The 18,665-nt window shown below is 39.6% G+C and carries 13 protein-coding genes, 1 tRNA gene and 1 pseudogene; 7 read left to right on the plus strand and 8 right to left on the minus strand.

Features of this window, described 5'->3' with window-relative positions; translation table 11 throughout:
* Entirely contained in the window at positions 1-591 is a 591-nt protein-coding gene (clpP, locus tag ACWIWK_RS04180) for an ATP-dependent Clp endopeptidase proteolytic subunit ClpP (RefSeq protein ID WP_454151116.1), read from the minus strand.
* A 24-nt stretch (positions 592-615) separates the two neighbouring features.
* Positions 616-1,977, minus strand: coding sequence for a trigger factor (gene tig / locus ACWIWK_RS04185; protein ID WP_454151118.1), 1,362 nt, complete (start codon positions 1,975-1,977; stop codon positions 616-618).
* 123 nt (positions 1,978-2,100) lie between these two features.
* Between tig and fliI the strand changes: the two genes are divergently transcribed.
* Both fliI and galE read left to right on the plus strand, forming a co-directional pair.
* Positions 2,101-3,456, plus strand: a complete 1,356-nt coding sequence (gene fliI / locus ACWIWK_RS04190) for a flagellar protein export ATPase FliI (RefSeq protein WP_454151120.1) — start codon at positions 2,101-2,103, stop codon at positions 3,454-3,456.
* A 25-nt stretch (positions 3,457-3,481) separates the two neighbouring features.
* Positions 3,482-4,518 (plus strand): annotated as a pseudogene (galE, locus tag ACWIWK_RS04195) (UDP-glucose 4-epimerase GalE).
* 25 nt (positions 4,519-4,543) lie between these two features.
* Here galE and oadA read toward each other — a convergent pair.
* From oadA to ACWIWK_RS04210, 3 genes are read right to left on the minus strand one after another with little or no spacing between them, the layout of a single operon-like run.
* Positions 4,544-6,361: a sodium-extruding oxaloacetate decarboxylase subunit alpha gene (gene oadA, locus ACWIWK_RS04200; protein ID WP_454151122.1), complete on the minus strand. Its 1,818-nt coding sequence runs from the start codon at positions 6,359-6,361 to the stop codon at positions 4,544-4,546.
* Positions 6,362-6,399: 38 nt separating this feature from the next.
* Complete coding sequence (gene yaaA / locus ACWIWK_RS04205; RefSeq protein ID WP_454151123.1) at positions 6,400-7,152, minus strand: peroxide stress protein YaaA; 753 nt, start codon at positions 7,150-7,152, stop codon at positions 6,400-6,402.
* Between the two features lie 3 nt (positions 7,153-7,155).
* The gene (locus ACWIWK_RS04210) at positions 7,156-8,481 is read right to left on the minus strand and encodes an NAD(P)/FAD-dependent oxidoreductase (RefSeq protein WP_454151125.1); all 1,326 of its coding nucleotides are present in this window, start codon (positions 8,479-8,481) and stop codon (positions 7,156-7,158) included.
* A 195-nt stretch (positions 8,482-8,676) separates the two neighbouring features.
* Between ACWIWK_RS04210 and ACWIWK_RS04215 the strand changes: the two genes are divergently transcribed.
* Positions 8,677-10,512 carry a sulfatase-like hydrolase/transferase gene (locus ACWIWK_RS04215; RefSeq protein WP_454151127.1) on the plus strand — a complete coding sequence of 612 codons (1,836 nt, stop codon included), beginning with the start codon at positions 8,677-8,679 and terminating at the stop codon, positions 10,510-10,512.
* Between the two features lie 97 nt (positions 10,513-10,609).
* Here ACWIWK_RS04215 and ACWIWK_RS04220 read toward each other — a convergent pair whose 3' ends face one another.
* Positions 10,610-12,622, minus strand: a complete 2,013-nt coding sequence (locus ACWIWK_RS04220; RefSeq protein WP_454151129.1) for an ATP-dependent helicase — start codon at positions 12,620-12,622, stop codon at positions 10,610-10,612.
* A gap of 93 nt (positions 12,623-12,715) precedes the next feature.
* Here ACWIWK_RS04220 and ACWIWK_RS04225 point away from each other — a divergent pair, with 93 nt between their 5' ends.
* Both ACWIWK_RS04225 and tpx read left to right on the plus strand, forming a co-directional pair.
* Positions 12,716-15,421: a valine--tRNA ligase gene (locus ACWIWK_RS04225; RefSeq protein WP_454151131.1), complete on the plus strand. Its 2,706-nt coding sequence runs from the start codon at positions 12,716-12,718 to the stop codon at positions 15,419-15,421.
* 127 nt (positions 15,422-15,548) lie between these two features.
* Positions 15,549-16,052 carry a thiol peroxidase gene (gene tpx, locus ACWIWK_RS04230; protein WP_454151132.1) on the plus strand — a complete coding sequence of 168 codons (504 nt, stop codon included), beginning with the start codon at positions 15,549-15,551 and terminating at the stop codon, positions 16,050-16,052.
* A gap of 151 nt (positions 16,053-16,203) precedes the next feature.
* On the opposite strand, the gene ACWIWK_RS04235 is transcribed toward tpx, so the two are convergent.
* Together ACWIWK_RS04235 and ACWIWK_RS04240 are read right to left on the minus strand one after the other, a co-directional pair.
* A tRNA-Ser gene (locus ACWIWK_RS04235) sits at positions 16,204-16,291 on the minus strand.
* Positions 16,292-16,363: 72 nt separating this feature from the next.
* Entirely contained in the window at positions 16,364-17,038 is a 675-nt protein-coding gene (locus tag ACWIWK_RS04240; protein WP_454151134.1) for a DedA family protein, read from the minus strand.
* Positions 17,039-17,149: 111 nt separating this feature from the next.
* Between ACWIWK_RS04240 and ACWIWK_RS04245 the strand changes: the two genes are divergently transcribed.
* Both ACWIWK_RS04245 and kdsA read left to right on the plus strand, forming a co-directional pair.
* Positions 17,150-17,797 carry a carbonic anhydrase gene (locus tag ACWIWK_RS04245; protein WP_454151136.1) on the plus strand — a complete coding sequence of 216 codons (648 nt, stop codon included), beginning with the start codon at positions 17,150-17,152 and terminating at the stop codon, positions 17,795-17,797.
* 11 nt (positions 17,798-17,808) lie between these two features.
* Positions 17,809-18,645 (plus strand): 3-deoxy-8-phosphooctulonate synthase, encoded by an 837-nt coding sequence (gene kdsA / locus ACWIWK_RS04250; protein WP_454151138.1) that lies wholly within the window; start codon positions 17,809-17,811, stop codon positions 18,643-18,645.
* Positions 18,646-18,665 lie beyond the last annotated feature (20 nt).

Genomic DNA, 18,665 nt, shown 5'->3' on the forward strand with positions numbered 1-18,665 from the left:
CTATTTTAAACTTTTAGACAAAATCTCATCGACCAATCCATATTCCACCGCCTGTTCGCCACTAAGGTAAAAATCTCTTTCGGTGTCTTGCGAGATTTTTTTAAGGCTTTGCCCAGTGTTTTTTGCCATAATTTCATTTAGGCTTTTTTTCAGGCGCAAAATCTCTTGCGTCTGAATCTCAATATCGGTCGCTTGCCCTTGTGCTCCACCCAGTGGCTGATGAATCATTATGCGTGAATTTGGTAAAGAATACCTCTTGCCCTTCGTCCCGCTACTGAGCAAAAATGCACCAGCACTTGCTGCTTGCCCAATGCAAATAGTGCAAATATCGGGGCGAATGTAATTCATCGTATCATAAATGCTAAAAGCACTTGTAATCACACCACCGGGAGAGTTGATATAAAAACTTATATCTTTCTCTGGGTCTTCAGCCTCTAAAAACAAAAGTTGTGCCACAATGCTTGAGGCGACATAATCGTTGATTTCCCCACTAAGTAAAATAATGCGGTCTTTTAGCAAGCGCGAGTAAATATCATAGCTCCGCTCTCCTCGACCAGTGCGTTCGATGACATAGGGAATGTAGTTGCTCATAAATATCCTTTTAAGTTAATTGTATTAAGTATCGCTTTTTGCGCTCTTAGGTTTTTTTGCCTGTGTGCTTTTTGATTGAGGGTTGCTCTCTTTGGTGTTTGGATTGTGAGAATCAAGCAAAAAGTGCAACACTCTATCTTCAATCATCGCCATTTTAATTGCAGGCAAAATGTTGTTTTCTCTGTAATATTCAATGGTTTTTTGCGCATCTTGTCCCATCATCATCGCTTCATAATACACCGTTTGCAACACTTCGTTATCGTTAATAGTGATATTATTTTTACGCGCTAAGGCATCTATGATAAAGGTCGCTTGCACGCTTCTTTTTGCCTCATCTCTTAGGCTTTCTCGTTTTTGCTTTGCCTTTGTTTCATCATTTTTGAGACTTTCAAATTCTTCTTTAGAAACACCCGCAAGCGCATTGCGGAATAAAATATCCATCTCTTGCTCGATAATGAGTTCAGGCAAGTCAAATTTGATAGAATCGAGCAAAGATTCTAAAAGTTTCCCCTTTAGTTCTTTGTTGTAGAGTTCCGTTTTTTGCTCCATTTCGAGTTGTTCTTTAAAGGCTTCATTGAGACTTTCCACAGAAGCATCCTTGCCAAGCATTGATTTGGCAAACTCATCATCAATCTTTACAGCTTGCTTTTGTGAGATAGTGTGAAGTTTCACCTTAAACTGCGCATCTTTGCCAGCGAGTTCCTTTGCTTGATATTCATCTGGGAATCTCACATCAATGGTTCTCTCCTCGCCCTTTTTCATACCGATGAGCGCGTCCTCAAAGCCAGCGATAAATTGATTTGAGCCAATAGTAAGGCTAAAATTTTGCGCCTTACCCCCTTCAAAAGCCTTGCCACCGACAAAACCTTCAAAATCAATCAAAGCCACATCGTCTTTTTTTAATCCTCTCTTTTCATTCACTTCGCTTAGTGGTGCGCGACTTTTTGCGATTTCTTCAATGCGCTCATCAATTTGTTTTTGGCTAATTGGCTTGAGATTTACTTGAGGAATGCAAGATTGGATATTATCCACACTAAATTCTGGCGCAGTAGAGATTTTTATCTCCACCTCGATATACTCACCCTTTTCATCAAACTTACTAATAAGTGGGTTACCAATCATTTTATTTGGCGTGATTCCAAGCTCTTTTAACCCGCTATCAAGCAAATCTCTAATGGCTTCTTGTTTGCTATCAGAATCTATTTGGTCTTTGTAACGCGATTTTATGAGATTGGCTGGGACTTTACCCTTTCTAAACCCATCAATCTTTACGCCTTTGGCAATCTTCTTTATGACTTCATCAACTTTTTGATTTAACACTTCGCGCGAAATATTCCCGCTTAGTGATGCGTTGGCACTATCAATTTTTTTTGTTATAACACTCATACTTCCGCCTTTATTTCTACCTTTAGAAAGCTACTCTTAAAAATTATTGAAATTTTTTGTAGTATAATTTTTGTAAAATTCTACCAAAAAAAACTTAAAATTACTATAAAGATAGGAAAGCAAATGCCATTAAATGAAATTCGCAAAAAACTTGAGCAAAAGCCAAATCTTTCTCCAAGTTTTGGTTCTATTACAAAAATTATGCCAAATGTAGTCGTGGCTAGTGGCATTCGTCCTTCTGTTGGGGATATTGTGGAATTTTCTAGCGGGGGGCTTACACAATCCACCCCACATATAGATGGCAAAAGTTACACCAAAGAAACCTTAGGAATGGTAAGCGCAGTGGAGCAAGAGTGCTTTTATATCAATCCATTTTCTTTCGTAGAGGGGCTTAAAAGTGGCGATAGAGTGAAAGTTATCAATGCTGGGTTACAGATTCCCGTTGGGGAGGAGTTGCTTGGGCGTGTGATAAATCCACTTGGCACGCCGATTGACAACAAAGGAAGCATAAAAACAACGCACACTACACCGCTAATGCGTGAGCCAATAGGTGCAATGAAGCGGGGCGTGATAGATGAGGTTTTTAGCGTTGGGGTAAAGAGCATAGATGGCTTGCTTACTTGTGGCAAGGGGCAAAAAATGGGAATCTTCGCTGGTTCTGGCGTAGGCAAATCTACCCTTATTGGTATGATAGTTAATGGCGCAAAGACACAAATTAAGGTCATCGCGCTTATTGGCGAGCGCGGGAGAGAAGTCCCTGAGTTTGTGAAGCGCAATCTTAATAATGATTTAACCAATACCATAATTGTCGTGGCGACAAGTGATGATTCCCCATTGATGCGAAAGTATGGCGCATTTAGTGCGATGGCGATTGCAGAGTATTTTAAATCTCAAGGCGCAGATGTGCTTTTCATTATGGATTCTATTACGAGATTTGCTATGGCGCAGAGAGAGATTGGCTTAGCACTTGGTGAGCCACCCACAAGCAAGGGCTATCCGCCGAGTGTGCTTACAATGCTTCCACAACTTATGGAGAGAGCGGGCAAGGAAGATGGCTTAGGTTCAATTACGGCATTTTTTACCATTTTAGTCGAGGGCGATGAACTTAGCGATGACCCAATCGCCGACCAAAGTCGCTCGATTTTGGATGGGCATATTGTGCTTTCGCGCGAGCTTACGGATTTTGGAATCTACCCGCCGATAAATATCTTAAACTCTACTTCGCGGGTGATTACTGATATTGCTAAAAATCCTCATTTGCAAGCAGTGCAGAAATTTCGCCGACTATATTCACTACTCAAGCAAAATGAAGCACTTATACGAATCGGCGCATATCAACGTGGTGGTGATAAAGAGCTTGATGAAGCGATTGATAAAAAGCCGTTAATGGATGAGTTTCTCGCCCAAGAGATTAAGGAGAGCTGGGAGTTTGATAAAACACTCCAGCAACTTCAAATTATTATGAGTGAGCAATCTTAAGATTATCAAAATTTAAGGAGAAAGTATGAGAGTATTTCTTTTTACAGGGGCTGCGGGCTACATCGGCTCACATACAGCATTTTGTTTTTGCAGTCTTTACAAGATTGTAAGATTGTGATTTATGACAATTTAAGCACAGGATTTGCACAAAATATTGCTTATTTACAAGAGCATTTTGGTTCTCGTGTAGTGTTTGTTCAGGGCGATGTGGGAGATGTGGCAAAACTTGATTTGCTTATGTGTGAGTATGATTTTTATGCGGTGGTGCATTTTGCTGCTTCACTTATCGTAAGTGAATCTGTCTCGCACCCGCTTGAATATTATATAAACAACACTATTAAAACCACAGAACTTATCAACTTATGTATCAAGCATACGATTTGTCGTTTTATTTTTAGCTCCACAGCAGCGGTGTATGGAGAGCCAGATTTTACGCAGATTCCTATTATGGAATCTGCGCCACTTTCTCCCATAAATCCCTATGGTGCAAGCAAAATGATGAGTGAGCGTGTGCTTATGGATACGCATATTGCTTATCCAAAGTTTCATTATGGAATCTTGCGTTATTTTAATGTAGCAGGTGCAAGCAGTGCTAATACCTTAGAAATCTTGCAATCGCATAAAGGGCTGGGACAAAGGTCTAAAAATGCTACCCATTTGATTAAAGTAGCCTGTGAGTGTGCGTGTGGCAAAAGAGTGCAAATGAGTGTATTTGGAGATGATTATGATACACCAGATGGTTCGTGTATTCGTGATTACATTCATATTGATGATTTGGCAAGTGCGCATTTAAGTGTATTAGAGTTTTTGACAAAGCACCAAAAAAGTGAAATCTTTAATGTGGGGTATGGTAAGGGATATAGCGTATTTGAGGTTATTAAATGCGTAAAAGAAGTAAGTGGTGTAGATTTTGTAGTTACACAAGATTCTCGTAGGGCAGGAGACCCAGCTATTTTATTCGCTGACACGCAAAAAATTCGCAATTTAACAAAATGGTCTCCCAAATTTAATGATTTATCCATTATTATTAAGAGTGCTTGGGAGTGGGAAAAGCATTTATAAAATTTCACCAACGCTTAAGCAAAGATTATGCGATAAACATAATTGCTTCGTTGTTGCCTACCTGAGCTCCCTCAGTAGCATAGATTTCTTTTACTTCGCCATCGATTGGTGCGAGCACTTCATTTTCCATTTTCATTGCTTCGACAATGGCGATAGTTTGCCCTGCTTTGACTTTGTCGCCTACTTTTACCTTGATTTTAGTGAGATTGCCGGGCATAGGACTTTGCGCGTGTCCATCGGATGTAGCCTGTGGGAGTGCGCCTGATTTGGTGCTTGGTTTAGTATCAAGTTGATTTGGCGCATTGGCATTAAGTGCTTCGACATACACTTCTCGTAATTCCCCATTCACACGGACAAAGAATGGGCGCACACCCTCGCTTTTTTCGCCACTCCCTTCAATTTTGATGTTATAATGCTCTCCATTTGCCGTGATAACGAAATCTTTTGGCAACTTATCTGCACCCTTATCTTCAAAAAATTCCAAACTCTCAGGGTTAAGGGTATTGCTGTTACGCTCTTGTAAAAAGGCTTTAGCAATGTTGCCAAAAATGGCATAGGAAATGACATCAGTAGGGTTTTTGGCGAAGTCTTTGCACTCGCTCTTTGCTTGTGGGAGCTCATCTTCTAGTAAGTCCGCAGGACGCACGGTGGTAACCTTTTCATTATTTGTAAGCACTTTTTTAATAATGTCTTTTGAGATAGGCTTTGGTGTCTTGCCATATAATCCACGCACGATATTTCTTGATTCTGTGGTGATAGTTTTGTAGCGTTCGCCCATTAGCACATTAAGCACCGCCTGTGTGCCTACGATTTGACTTGATGGTGTAACAAGTGGCACAAAACCAAAATCTTCTCTTACGCGCGGAATCTCTTCCATCACTTCATCGATTCTATCGAGCGCATTTTGCTCTTTGAGTTGGTTTGCCATATTAGAAATCATACCACCGGGGATTTGTGAGAGGAGCACACGCGTATCAATTTGGTTGTAGATAGATTCAAATTTAGCGTATTTACGGCGGTTGTGGCGCAAAATTTCACTTGCTTCTTCCATAAACTTAAGCTCTAATCCCGTGTCATAGGGCGTGCCTTTGAGTGTGGCGACCATTGATTGAGTGCAAGGGTGGCTTGTGCCCTCGCTTAGGGCAGAATTTGCTAAATCTAGCACATCAGCACCAGCTTCTAATGCCTTTAAATGCGCCCCAAAGGCAAATCCAGCTGTTGAATGTGTGTGAAAGCTTAGTGGGAGGTTGATTTCTTCTTTGAGTGCTTTTACCAAATCATAAGCGACAAATGGTGTGATAAGTCCTGCCATATCTTTAATAGCAATGCTATCGCAACCCATTTGTGCGAGTTCCTTTGCATATTCTACAAAAGTGGCAATGGTATGCACAGGCGAAGTAGTGTAACAAATCGCTCCTTGCGCGTGCTTGCCATTTTTTTTCACTGCTTCTACACAAGTTTTGACATTTCGTGCGTCATTAAAAGCATCAAAGATTCTGAAAATATCCATTCCAGCTTGTGCGCTAAGGGCAATAAATTCTTTTACCACATCATCAGCATAATGTCGATAGCCAATGAGATTTTGTCCGCGCACAAGGCATTGAAGAGGTGTGGTTTTAAAAATATCCTTAAAAGTTGCTAATCGTTCAAACGGGTCTTCTTTAGTGTAACGCAAGCACGCATCATAAGTCGCGCCACCCCATACTTCCACGCTATGAAAGCCTACTTTTTCAAACAATTTTGCAGCTTCTATCATATCTTGTGTTCGCATTCTCGTGGCTAAAAGCGATTGATGTCCATCGCGCAACGAATTTTCTGTAACTTTTATAGCTTTTTTTGTCATTTTTTCCTCCGTATATGATTGGGCTGTATTATACATTATTATTTTTGCATAATTTCATATACAAGAGTTTTTATATGCTTTTTGTGAGTAATATCCTTAAGTGCGAGGTTTTCAAAAGTTAGATTCTCTAAGTTAAGGCGAGAATCTTTTGCATAGTGCTTTGAGAGTTCTTTAAGATAAAGCCCGCGATAATGTTTAGCGTAGTGGCTTAGTGTCTTGCCATTATAGAGAAATTCCGCTCTTAAGTGAGGAATCTCTGGCTCATAGACTTTAATATAGGCTTGAGCTCGCAAGTCAAGCACTTCTTTATCTGCCAAAAGGCTCTCCATATCCTTTTTTTGTGCCTTATAGATGGCTTTGAGTTCAAATGCCCCAAAGCCTTTGTTTTGGTGGAGATTATAAAATGGCAAGTTATCGCTCGCTCGCACAAAGCCAAAGAGATTGCTACAAATAAAGACATTACAAAGTAAAAAATGCCGAGAATCTGAGCTTAGATTCTTAAAATCAAGTGCCTTATACGCCACACCACTATACAGCTCGATAGCTGGCATTCTTGGCGTTTTTAAGAGATTTTGGCATAGGGATACATCTTCTAATTTCAGTGTTTTTGTGCCAAAAATTTTGCAAATCGTGGCATTATCGCATTGTTTGAGTGCCTGTATGTAGGAATCTATGGCTTTTTGCTTGTATGAGGTATTAGAGAAAAGTGCCTTAATTTGCGTGTCTTTTGGACTTAAGTTGGTGTCTTTCGGGGGATTTTTCCCCTCACTTGGGCTAAAGAGGATAATCATTGCTTAATTGCTCGTGCGATAGCGGAATTGTCCCTTTCTATATACCATTCTTAAGCCACCTATACTCAAAAGCCATTTGTTTTCTATGGTGTTTTTCATAAATGCTGCAAGCTCACCAGCTACATCTTTGCCATAGACTACGCCTATGCCATCGGTATGTCCTATGCTACAAACTGTGCCACGATGTTTGAAGGCGAAAGTTTTATTAGTTTCCTTGCCTAAGATAATCCTACTAAGCACTTCTGCGACATAATCGCCCATTTGTGCGGAGAGCTGGGCTGTGGGTGCGTGGATAATGTCTCGTGCCGTAGCGATAGCACAATCTCCAACTACAAAGATTTCAGGATATTGCGGGCAACGCAGTTGAGAATCTACGGGGATTCGCCCGCGTTTGTTTGGTATTGATGATTTTTCTACGATGTCATTACCGCGCACACCGACACTCCAAAGGATTGTATTGCCTTTAATCTCTTGGGTAATGGTATCAAATTCGGTATTTTGAGAATCTTTGTCCTTAGATTCTGTGTTGGGAGTGGATTTTGGGATTTTCTTTTTGATAGTTACACCATCGCTTTTGCATTCGATTACCTCTGCGTTGGTGATGAGTTCTACGCCAAGTTTTGCAAGTTTGTGTTTTGCTACATTTACAATTTCCTCATTAAACATTGGCAGAATCTGTGCTGAGCGACCAATGCAAGTAACCTTAGGGATATTGCGACTAATCCCAGAAATTTGGCATAAATCATCAAGCTGTGTGGCGAGTTCTGCGGCGAACTCAATCCCTGTGAATCCTGTGCCACAAACAATCACACGCAAATCTTTTTCATCTTGGTGTAAAACAAAATCTTTAAATTTGTTTTCGATGTTTTTTGTAAGTCGCAAGGCGGCATTAAGCGAAGAGAGCTTGTAAGCATATTTATCCACACCCTCGATACCATAAGTCTCTGGTTTAAAGCCAAGACCAATAACGAGATAATCATAAGAATAACCGCTACGCCGACAAATGATGTGCTTTTCCTCTGGGCAGATTTCCACAACTTTATCTTTGATGAAGGTAACTTTGTTTAAATCCAAAATTTTGCGATAATAAATTCTTGCCTTGCGCGCACTTAGTGTGCCTATGGCAACTTTGTGTAAAAGTGTTGTTTGGTAGTGGTAGTCGTGTTTGCTTACCATTGTGATTTCAGCTTTGCCTTGTGGGAGGATTCTCTGTAATCCTAATGCAACCTTTAATCCACCATAACCACCACCTAAAATAAGTATCTTTGGAAGCCTCGCCCCATCTTTACAATCTGCCTGCTTGTTTTTTGCATTTTTATCTATCTGCATACCTTACTCCTTAAGTATTTGATAAAAATATTAACGCTTTTTTATGTTTTTGCAGTTTTTTAGATAAAAATTTCTTTTACTTTTATAAAAATTACACAAAATGAGAATTTTTTACTAGCGAGTTTTTGTGGCAATTTCTTTTTGTCTTTTTTGCGTTATAATTACACTTTTTGTAAAATTGTATCTAGGAAAAATATGTGCGTAAATCTTAAATTTCTTTATATTGTGGTGTTAAATAGTGTATTTTACGGCATTTTACGCTATTTGAATTTCTTTGAATTTTTTACACAATTTGCCAAAAGTTTTTTGTTAGATTTTTGTGTGCTTTTTGCGTTATGTGTGCTTTTATCCAATCTGCCGTGCAAAATCGCTCCAAAAGCCACAAATTTCACACTAAATGTGCTCTTTATGTTTAGTTTTGTCGTGGGTGTTGTAAATATCTTTCTTTTGTTAAATTTTAACTCCACACTAAATCCTGCGTCATTTGAGATTTTTTTAGCGAGCAATTTGCGCGAGATAGAGGAATTTGGCATAATGTATGCAAATACCAAAAGCATAGTCGCGCTTGCGCTTTTTATCGCATTGAGCGTATTTTGCGCCACTTTTAAGCGTGATATTGCTATTTCAAAGCCTTTAAATATCGCCATTGTTTTCGCTACTGCGGTGTTTGTGTGCGTGGGCATTGTGAAATTTATTAAAAGCAAAAATTTTGGCTTTTTAGCCACGAACTTTGCGAATAAAAGCGAGATTTGTCAATTTATAAAGGTGATTTATGGCGGATTTGTGAGTGAAAATCAAATCATAGCAGAATTTCGCGCGATGGATAAAAAGCTAGATTTAGCATTGCAAGTCGCAAAAAGTGCGAATGGTTCGCAAAAATTAGATGTGGGGGGGGGGGGGATTAGTGGATATATTTCACAAAAGCGCAAGATTCCAAAGATTGTTTTAATTATCGGCGAATCCACGCAACGAAACTATATGAATCTCTATGGTTATCCGCTCCCAAATACACCGCGTCTAAATGCCCTGCAAGATTCACAAAATCTTTTTGTTTTTAGCGATATTATCGCACCTGCTGGAGATACAGCGACTGTGCTGAAAAAAGTGCTTACTTTTAGTAATTTTGAAAACAGCCACATTAAGTGGTATAAAAATATGAATATCATTGACGCGATGAAACTACTTGGCTATCGCACGGTATGGATTAGCAACCAAGAAGCAGTGAGTATGCACAATAGCTTTGATATTATCGCAAAACGCGCAAATATCCTGCGCTACGCTAGACTTATGGAATCTACGCCAAGAGCGATGAGCGATAAAGCCGTGATTGAGATTTATGATGGATTGCGTAAAAGGCATTTGGATAGTTTGGGGCAAGATTCACAACAAAATTTGCGTGAATCTAAACATATAGATTCTAAAAAAGTTTCACGCGACTTTGGGGAATTTATTGTGTTTCACTTGCAAGGGACGCATTATATTTATAATTGGCGTTATAGTGCTGATTTCGCGCTTTTTAGTGTGGAGGATTTGCAACAAAATGGGCTAGATAAATTTTATGGTGGCGCAAACAAGGGCGCAAATATAAGCACCAAACAAGCCAAAACCCGCGCGCATTATATCAATGCGATTGCGTATAATGACTATATCGTAAGCGAGATTTTCTCGCGATTTGCGAATGATGAAGCGATAATTTTTTATCTTAGCGACCACGGCGATGAAATCTATGATATTGGGGATTTTGCAGGGCACGGACCCGCTGAAAACTCGCGCTTTGTGCTTGAAATACCATTTATGATTTATGTAAGCGATAGCTTTAAATCTCGCAATCCACGCATTATGGAGCGCATAAAAAAGGCACAAAACCTTCCCTTTATGAGTGATAATTTTATCCACGCGCTTTTTGATTTAGTGGGGATAGAATGCGCAGATTGCAGGGCTGATTTAAGCCTTTTTAGTGATAAATATAATGCAAATCGCGCTAGAATCATAAACGACAAGGATTATGACAAAGAGATTCGCATAAATTAGAGCAAATTTAAGAGCGATTTTGAAGTGTTTTTACTTCGCTTACACCCACAAATGTAGGCAGAAAGATACACAAATTAAGTTTCATTGAGCGTTGATTTTATGAGAGAAGTCCCCCCTCATAGAGAAACCTTGAGGGTTCATAATCAATATTTTTCATTTCATCGCGTTTGGCATAGGAGAGAATGAGATTTTCCTTTGCCCGAGTAACTGCGACATAAAACAATCTACGCTCTTCTTCGAGGCTTCCGCCCTTGCTTATGAGTTTGGTATTTGGGAATCGCTCATCCATCAAATCCACAATATACACATCGCGGAATTCTAAACCCTTAGAAGCGTGTATGGTAAGTAGATTCACGCCATTACCCTCACTTGCTTCGCTTGAGCCTAGCACCATTGCATTAAGAAACTTTACCACTTCGGTATAATTGCTCGCTAAGTCTTGTAATAGCGCGATTTTTCTCTCAATGGAATCTTTGGCACTTTGATATTTGCCTTCATCAAATTCTCCATTTTTATCTTTGCTTCTTTGTGTGGCGAGTGATTGTGCGATTTCTTTAAAAAAGGCACTTGAAGCAATATGAGAGATGAGAAATTTTGGAGATTTTTGTGTTTTTATGTCTTGTATCATTACGAAAAAAGATTCTAAAAATCGCGCGCTTTGTGCATTAAGTTTGGGGTGAGCAAGGAGTGGGTGGGAAGCAAATTCGCTTTTTAGGGTGGCATTAAATCGTTCTTTTGCTTGCAGGGCGAAAAAATCATCAAATAATCCTAATGAAGCGTTTCTCGCACGCATTTCATAGGGATTGATAGTGGAATCTGGATTGAGCAAACCATTTAATGCCTTGCCCTTGCCAATGCGTAAAAGTGCCTCAAAAATATCTTTTGCCATAGAGCTACCAATTCCTTTGCCATAGCTTAGTGCGTTAATATATGCCATCATATCGCTGTGATTATGTGTGATAGAGCAAATATCAAGGATTAAGCGCACTTCTTTGCTATCAAAAAAACTTGCACTTCCCTTTCTTTTACACGGGATATGGAGTTCTCTTAAACTTGCCTCTAAGCCGTCTGCGCTTGAGTTGTTACGAAAAATAATGGCAATGTCTTGGTGGTTTATATTGCTTAGTGAGATTTTTTTGGCGATACCTTGATATTGCGCAAAAAGTTCATTATACACATCAAGTTTTGGTGTGCTAAATTCTCCCACTTTGACAACTTCGAGGTTTTTTTCGTAGATTCTAGGATTGTGTGCGATGACGGTGTTTGCTAAGTGCAAAATCTGCGCAGAAGAGCGATAATTTTTACTTAGGCTAAAGATTTTGGCGTCTGCGTATCGCTGGGTAAAAGAGCTAATGATTCCAATATCTGCGCCATTGAAGGCATAAATACTTTGGTCATAATCCCCCACACAAAAAAGACTTTTTGGATTCAATGCTTGAAGTATGGAATCTTGCAGGGGATTGGTGTCTTGGTATTCATCGCAGAGCACTTCGGCAAAGTTTGGCTTTTGTGTGAGGATATGCTCTTTAAAGAGTAAAAGTAAATCATTGTAATCAGCATAGTTGTGTGTTTTTTTTAGTTCGCTAAATTCCTCTAATACATCTTCATAAATGGCGATAAATGGAGCTTGAGGGGGCGTTTTTTGTGCTATCCACTCGCCAAATCCTAGATTTACTCCACTATTAAGATAGAGCGAATACAAGTCATAAAGATATTGCGAAGAGTAGGGTGCAATGGTGCTTTGTGCAAAGACGCGCTTTTCATAGAGACTTTTAAATACAATTTTTAATTCCTTTGGTTGTTTTAGACTAATGTGTATCCGCTCACGCAAATAGCGATATGCTACCGCGTGAAAAGTCCCAGATTCTATCTCGCTGGCAATTTTTTGGTTAAAAAATCTTCCAACGCGCTCAATCATTTCTGTACTTGCTTTGTTAGTAAAAGTAAGGAGTAAAATATCTTTAGGCGAGATTCCCTCTTGGAGTAAGTGTGCGATGCGTCCGACAATAGTAGAAGTCTTGCCTGTGCCTGCCGAAGCAATGATGAGGTTATAACCAGCCTGCGCGGTGGCAGCTTGTCTTTGCTGTGGGTTAAGCACTGAGAGTGGCATTTTTAAACCCTTTGGGATAAAGGCTTATACAAATCATATAAACTCCACAAATTTTGCTATAATCGCGCAATTATAATAAAAAAGGCTTAACCAATGCGAGAAAATTCTACACAAAAAGATTCTAACTTAGGGCAGAGCAAGCAAGAAAAAAAGGCATATAATCCCAAACGCATAGAGCAAGAGATTTATGAGATTTGCGAATCTCGTGGATATTTTGAGGTGGATTATTCCAAACAAAAATCTTTTTGCATTATGATGCCTCCGCCTAATGTAACGGGCGTGCTTCATATCGGACACGCACTTACTTTTAGTTTGCAAGATATTATTGCGCGCTTTAAGCGAATGGACGGCTATGCTACACTCTATCAACCCGGAATGGACCACGCTGGAATCGCTACGCAAAATGTCGTAGAAAAGCAACTCCTCGCACAAGGCATTAAAAAGCAAGATATTGGCAGAGAAGCATTCCTCACAAAAGTATGGGAATGGAAAGAAGAATCTGGGGGCAAAATTTTGCACCAAATGCGAAAATTAGGCATTAGCCCTGCGTGGAGTAGGCTACGATTTACAATGGATAATGGCTTGCAAAATGCCGTAAAAAAGGCATTTGTGGAATGGTATAATCAGGGGCTTATCATTCAAGATTCTTATATGATAAATTGGTGCACACACGATGGCGCGCTTAGTGATATTGAAGTGGAGTATAAGGAAAATGAGGGGTTTTTGTATTACTTGCGTTATCCCATCAGAGAATCGAAACAATCAAATGATAGGCAATATGTGGTAGTCGCCACCACGCGCCCTGAGACATTCTTTGGTGATAGTGCGGTAATGGTGAATCCTAACGATTCTCGCTATAAGCATTTGGTTGGCAAGGAAGTGGAGTTGCCACTCGTGGGACGCAAGATTGCAATTATCGCTGATGAGGCGGTGGATATGGAGTTTGGGACAGGTTGTGTGAAAGTAACACCCGCACACGATATGAACGACTATGAAGTAGGCAAACGACATAATTTAGAGTTTCTTACCACCTTTGATAAAAACGGAATCTTAAATGAATTAGCGGGTGAATTTGCGGGATTAGAGCGACTAGAAGCGCGTGATGGCATTATCCAAAAACTCCAAAAAGAGGGATTTATAGAAAAAATAGAGCCTTATATCAATCAAGTTGGCAGGTGTTATCGTTGCGGGAATGTCATTGAGCCTTATATTTCAAAACAATGGTTTGTAAAAAAAGAGGTCGCAACAAGAGCGATTGAGCGCGTAAATGCAAAACAAACGCAATTTTTTCCCGCACAATGGTTGAATAACTTCAATGCGTGGATGAGGGAGTTACGCCCGTGGTGCATTTCTCGGCAGTTGTGGTGGGGACATAGAATCCCTGTATGGTATTGTGAATGTGGAGAAAAAGTCGCAAGTGAGGTCGATAATCCGCAATGTCCAAAATGTGGCACACCCACACAAACACAAGATGAAGATGTGCTTGATACTTGGTTTAGTTCTGGGCTGTGGGCATTTAGCACACTTGGTTGGGGAAATGAATGCAATAAATCACAAGGCACAGATTCTCAAAATAATAAACAAAGTCTCTATGAAGCGCAAGATTTAGAGCGGTTTTATCCAAACTCTTTGCTTATTACGGGCTTTGATATTTTGTTTTTTTGGGTAGCAAGAATGCTCTTTAGCGGGGAATCTTTGCTTAATTCACTTCCATTTAAAGATATATATTTGCACGCGTTGGTGCGTGATGAAAAGGGTGAAAAAATGAGCAAGTCGCGTGGCAATGTGATTGACCCGCTGGAGATGATAGAGATTTATGGTGCGGATAGTTTGCGATTTTCTTTAGCGGCTCTTTGCGTGCAGGGGCGTGATATTAAACTCTCATATAACCAATTAGAGCTGAGTAAAAATTTTGCAAATAAAATGTTTAATGCTACACAATTTTTGCTTTTATACGCACAGCAACTATCCCCACAAGAACCGTATTTTAAGGATTTGAAAGTCTATAAAACACCTCTAGGCAGATATATGAAATCACGCCTAAATTATGCGACAAAATCGTTGCGTGCTTGTTTGCAATCATATCGTTTCAATGAGGCGACAAATGTGCTCTACCACTTTTTATGGAATGAATTTTGTGATTGGGGTATTGAGCTGGCAAAGGCACAAAAGGAGAGTATCTTTGAGATTGGCAGTGTGTTTAAGGACGCGCTTAAACTTCTCCATCCGTTTATGCCCTTTGTGAGCGATGATTTGTGGCATAGCCTTAATGGAAGCGACATTAAGCGCGCAGATTCTATAATGGTATCGGCATTTCCGTATGATGAAGAGCAAGATAGTGCGATAGAATCAAGTTTTGAGATTATTAAAGATTGTATTGTTTCTTTGCGCCGAATTCGGGCTAACTTAGAACTTGGCAATACACAGATACAAAATGCCTATCTTAAAATCTCGCGTGAAGTGGATTTGGACTTGCTTAAAGTCTTTGTATGCAAGCTTGCAAAAATAGAGAATCTTCACATTATCCAAGAGGGTAAAAATGGCTGTGTCAGTGATGTGAGTGATTTTGTGGAGAGTTTTGTAGATTTAGATGGCATTGATTTGGGTGCGATTAAAGCAAGATTGCTAACCCAAGAGACTAAACTACAAAAAGAAATTGCTAAATTAGATTCTATGCTTAGCAATCCAAACTTTGCCAAAAATGCGCCTGCCAATGTGCTCGCTCAAAACAAGGAAGCGTTGCAAAATGCCAATGAAAAACTCTTTAAAGTTCAAACACAGCTTGCAGCACTCGGGTAGAGCATTAGAATTTTAGCGAGGATTTACACCCCATTAAAGGTTTGTTTAATTTTGTTTTTTAGAGTTTAAAACACAAAAGAGATAGTCGATTGTGTTATCTCTAAACTTAAACAACAAAGGATATGCTATGTCAGTAACTTTTAAAGGAAGCCCAGCAAGCTTCGTAGGAAAACAGCTAAATGTAGGGGATAATGCACCTCAAGTAAGTCTCACAGATAAGGATTTAAATCCTATTGTAGTGGGTGGAGCACAGGGCAAAAAGCAAATTATTAGCGTTGTCCCAAGCCTTGATACAGGAGTTTGTCAAGTGCAAGCAAAGCGATTTAACAAAGAGGTGGCAAGTCTGCAAAATACGGTGGTGTATGTTGTGAGTATGGATTTGCCTTTTGGTGCGAAGCGGTTTTGTGAAGTAGAAGATGTGCACAATGTCGTGGTGGCAAGTGATTTCACTGATAAAAATTTTGGCAAAGAGTATGGATTGCTCCTTGCTAATACACCGCTTAAGGGACTTTTAACCCGTGCGGTTATCGTGGTGGATACAAATGGCAAGATTGTGTATCAAGAAATTTGCTCTGAAATTACTAATGAGCCAGATTACCAATCAGCTCTAAATGCCGCAAAATCTGTGTAACCTTGCTAACTCCCAAAAATTTCGCCAATTAGTAGAATCTATAGGGATTCTACTAATATCCAAATATTATTACTTTGAAAATAGCGGATATAAAAGATTGAAATCATCTTTGTAAGAGAAAGGAATCCCTTGTGTTGTGATGGAGTGTAGATGGCAGAGAGGAAGGGATTCGAACCCTCGAAAGCTTGCACTTTACACGCGTTCCAGGCGTGCTCCTTCAACCACTCGGACACCTCTCTAAAAGCAACTTTGCAAGCGCATTATAGCAAAATTTATAATTTCCTCATTCACAATTTATACACACAAAATACTTACTTATGGTTTTTTTTATATCTCCACCAAAGGACATAAAGCACGCTTACCACCACCACACAACCAAGTGTAATAAATCCAGCTGTTTTAGCATAGGACTTAATTTGACTTTCTTGCTCTGAAATTTCACTTGCAGTAAATGCGTGGATAATGTTACTCACTTCAAAGCCCTGTCCAAAAATATGCCCAATGTAATATCCAAGCGCGCTTAAAATAATCACCCAAATGCCAGCTCCCAAAGAAGTATAAATGCAAAATTTCGCCAGATTCATTCGTGCTAATCCAGCAGGAAGCGAAATGTATTGGCGCACACCCATTATAAGTCGCCCGACAAAAGTGCTTATTTCACCGTGCTTGGCAAAGTAAGATTCCATTTTTTCCATACTTGCTTGTGTGAAAAAGAAATATTTGCCAAAGCGGATAAGAAACTCTCTACCAAATGCCACAGCAAGATAATAATTAAACAATCCACCAGCCAAAGACCCGCCAATGCCACATAACACGGCAATAATAATATTCATCTCGCCTTTATATGCTAAATAGCCTGCTGGTATCATTAGCACTTCGCTTGGGAATGGGATAAAACTTGATTCTAAAAACATCATAGCAAATATGCCAAAATATCCAGCCGCACCTATAAAATTCACAATAAAATCAACTATTTCTCCAAACATACAATCTCCTAAAATAATGTGTTTTAAAATTTGGCATAACAAAGGGCGATATTATAACTTGCATTTGTTATAATCACAGCTTTAGATTTTTAAATTTTTAAGAAGGTGCGAATGAAAGAATTATTTGAAGGGGCTATAAAGTTCCAAGAAGAGGATTTTGTCGAATACCAAGAGTTGTATGAAAGTTTAAAAAAACAACAAAATCCGCATACACTTTTTATTAGCTGTGCTGATTCTCGTGTCGTGCCAAATATTATTACCAGCTCTGACCCGGGCGATTTGTTTGTCGTGCGAAACATTGGCAACATTATCCCACCATATACAGAATCTAATTCAATGCGTGGTGGGTATCTTGCCACAACTTCAGCGATTGAATACGCCCTCACAATCTTAAATGTGCGAAATATCATCGTGTGCGGACATAGTAATTGTGGTGCGTGCAGTGCGATTTTTGAGCCACCTGAGAATCTAAAAAACGCGCCCTATGTGCAAAAATGGCTTAAACTTTTAGAGCCAGCCAAGCAAAAAGTGCTCGCCCAAAACCCAAGCTCACGGGCGAAAAAGATTTGGTTAGCAGAGCAAATCAATGTGGAATTGCAATTAGAGAATCTAATGACTTACCCGTTTGTGGAGGAGAAGTTTGATAGGGGAGAACTTAATGTGTATGGTTGGTATTACATTATCGAAAAAGGAGAAATTTTAAACTACAATATGATTAAGCGTGAGTTTAAACCAATCGTGCCAAAAGAAAAACTCTAAAAAGGAAAAATATGCAAAAAATGATTTTAATGAGCGGACCTTGTGTGATTGAAAGCTATGATAATCTTGCCAAAACAGCAGAGAAACTCGCCCCCATTGCACAAAATCCACAGATTGATTTTTATTTCAAATCAAGTTTTGATAAAGCAAATCGCACAAGTTTAGATTCTTATCGTGGTCCGGGTCTGGAGAAAGGTTTGGAGATTCTCGCAAAAATCAAAAAAGAGTTTGGGTATAAAATTATCACCGATATTCACGAGACTTCACAGACAAAGGCGATTGCTGAAGTCGCAGATATTATCCAAATCCCTGCGTTTTTATGTCGTCAAACGGATTTGGTTGTAGAAGTGGCTCGCACAAATGCCATTGTCAATATCAAAAAGGGACAATTTATGAACCCAGCTGATATGCGCTATGTCGTGTTAAAAGCATTAAAAACACGCGATAATGCCATTAGCGAGGTAAGCTATGAAGATTCTCTTAAGCACAGAATCTGGCTAACTGAGCGAGGTGCTAGCTTTGGCTATGGGAATTTAGTAGTGGATATGCGTTCTTTAGTGATTATGCGCAAGTTTGCTCCTGTGATTTTTGATGCAACCCATAGTGTGCAAATGCCCGGTGGAGCAAATGGAAAAAGTGGCGGTGATAGTTCGTTTGTGCCGTATCTCGCAAGAGCTGCTGCAAGCGTGGGTGTAGATGGATTTTTTGCAGAAACGCATTTAAATCCTAAGGAAGCACTAAGTGATGGGGCGAATATGGTGCAAACAGATGCGCTCTTTGGGCTTGTTGATGATTTGCTTTGCATTACTCAAATGCTTCCAACCTTAAAAAGCACAAATATGAAGTAGTTTCAAACTCCCCTAAATAG

It is taken from the genome of Helicobacter sp. 23-1048 (assembly GCF_053654545.1).

What these genes read in the sequence shown, in the direction of transcription:
- ACWIWK_RS04215 (WP_454151127.1), top strand. Translation starts at nt 8,677, where the DNA reads ATGTGCGTAAATCTTAAATTTCTTTATATTGTGGTGTTAAATAGTGTA.
- clpP (WP_454151116.1), bottom strand. Translation starts at nt 591, where the DNA reads ATGAGCAACTACATTCCCTATGTCATCGAACGCACTGGTCGAGGAGAG.
- tpx (WP_454151132.1), top strand. Translation starts at nt 15,549, where the DNA reads ATGTCAGTAACTTTTAAAGGAAGCCCAGCAAGCTTCGTAGGAAAACAG.
- ACWIWK_RS04220 (WP_454151129.1), bottom strand. Translation starts at nt 12,622, where the DNA reads ATGCCACTCTCAGTGCTTAACCCACAGCAAAGACAAGCTGCCACCGCG.
- fliI (WP_454151120.1), top strand. Translation starts at nt 2,101, where the DNA reads ATGCCATTAAATGAAATTCGCAAAAAACTTGAGCAAAAGCCAAATCTT.
- ACWIWK_RS04240 (WP_454151134.1), bottom strand. Translation starts at nt 17,038, where the DNA reads ATGTTTGGAGAAATAGTTGATTTTATTGTGAATTTTATAGGTGCGGCT.
- oadA (WP_454151122.1), bottom strand. Translation starts at nt 6,361, where the DNA reads ATGACAAAAAAAGCTATAAAAGTTACAGAAAATTCGTTGCGCGATGGA.
- ACWIWK_RS04210 (WP_454151125.1), bottom strand. Translation starts at nt 8,481, where the DNA reads ATGCAGATAGATAAAAATGCAAAAAACAAGCAGGCAGATTGTAAAGAT.
- ACWIWK_RS04245 (WP_454151136.1), top strand. Translation starts at nt 17,150, where the DNA reads ATGAAAGAATTATTTGAAGGGGCTATAAAGTTCCAAGAAGAGGATTTT.
- ACWIWK_RS04225 (WP_454151131.1), top strand. Translation starts at nt 12,716, where the DNA reads ATGCGAGAAAATTCTACACAAAAAGATTCTAACTTAGGGCAGAGCAAG.
- tig (WP_454151118.1), bottom strand. Translation starts at nt 1,977, where the DNA reads ATGAGTGTTATAACAAAAAAAATTGATAGTGCCAACGCATCACTAAGC.
- yaaA (WP_454151123.1), bottom strand. Translation starts at nt 7,152, where the DNA reads ATGATTATCCTCTTTAGCCCAAGTGAGGGGAAAAATCCCCCGAAAGAC.
- kdsA (WP_454151138.1), top strand. Translation starts at nt 17,809, where the DNA reads ATGCAAAAAATGATTTTAATGAGCGGACCTTGTGTGATTGAAAGCTAT.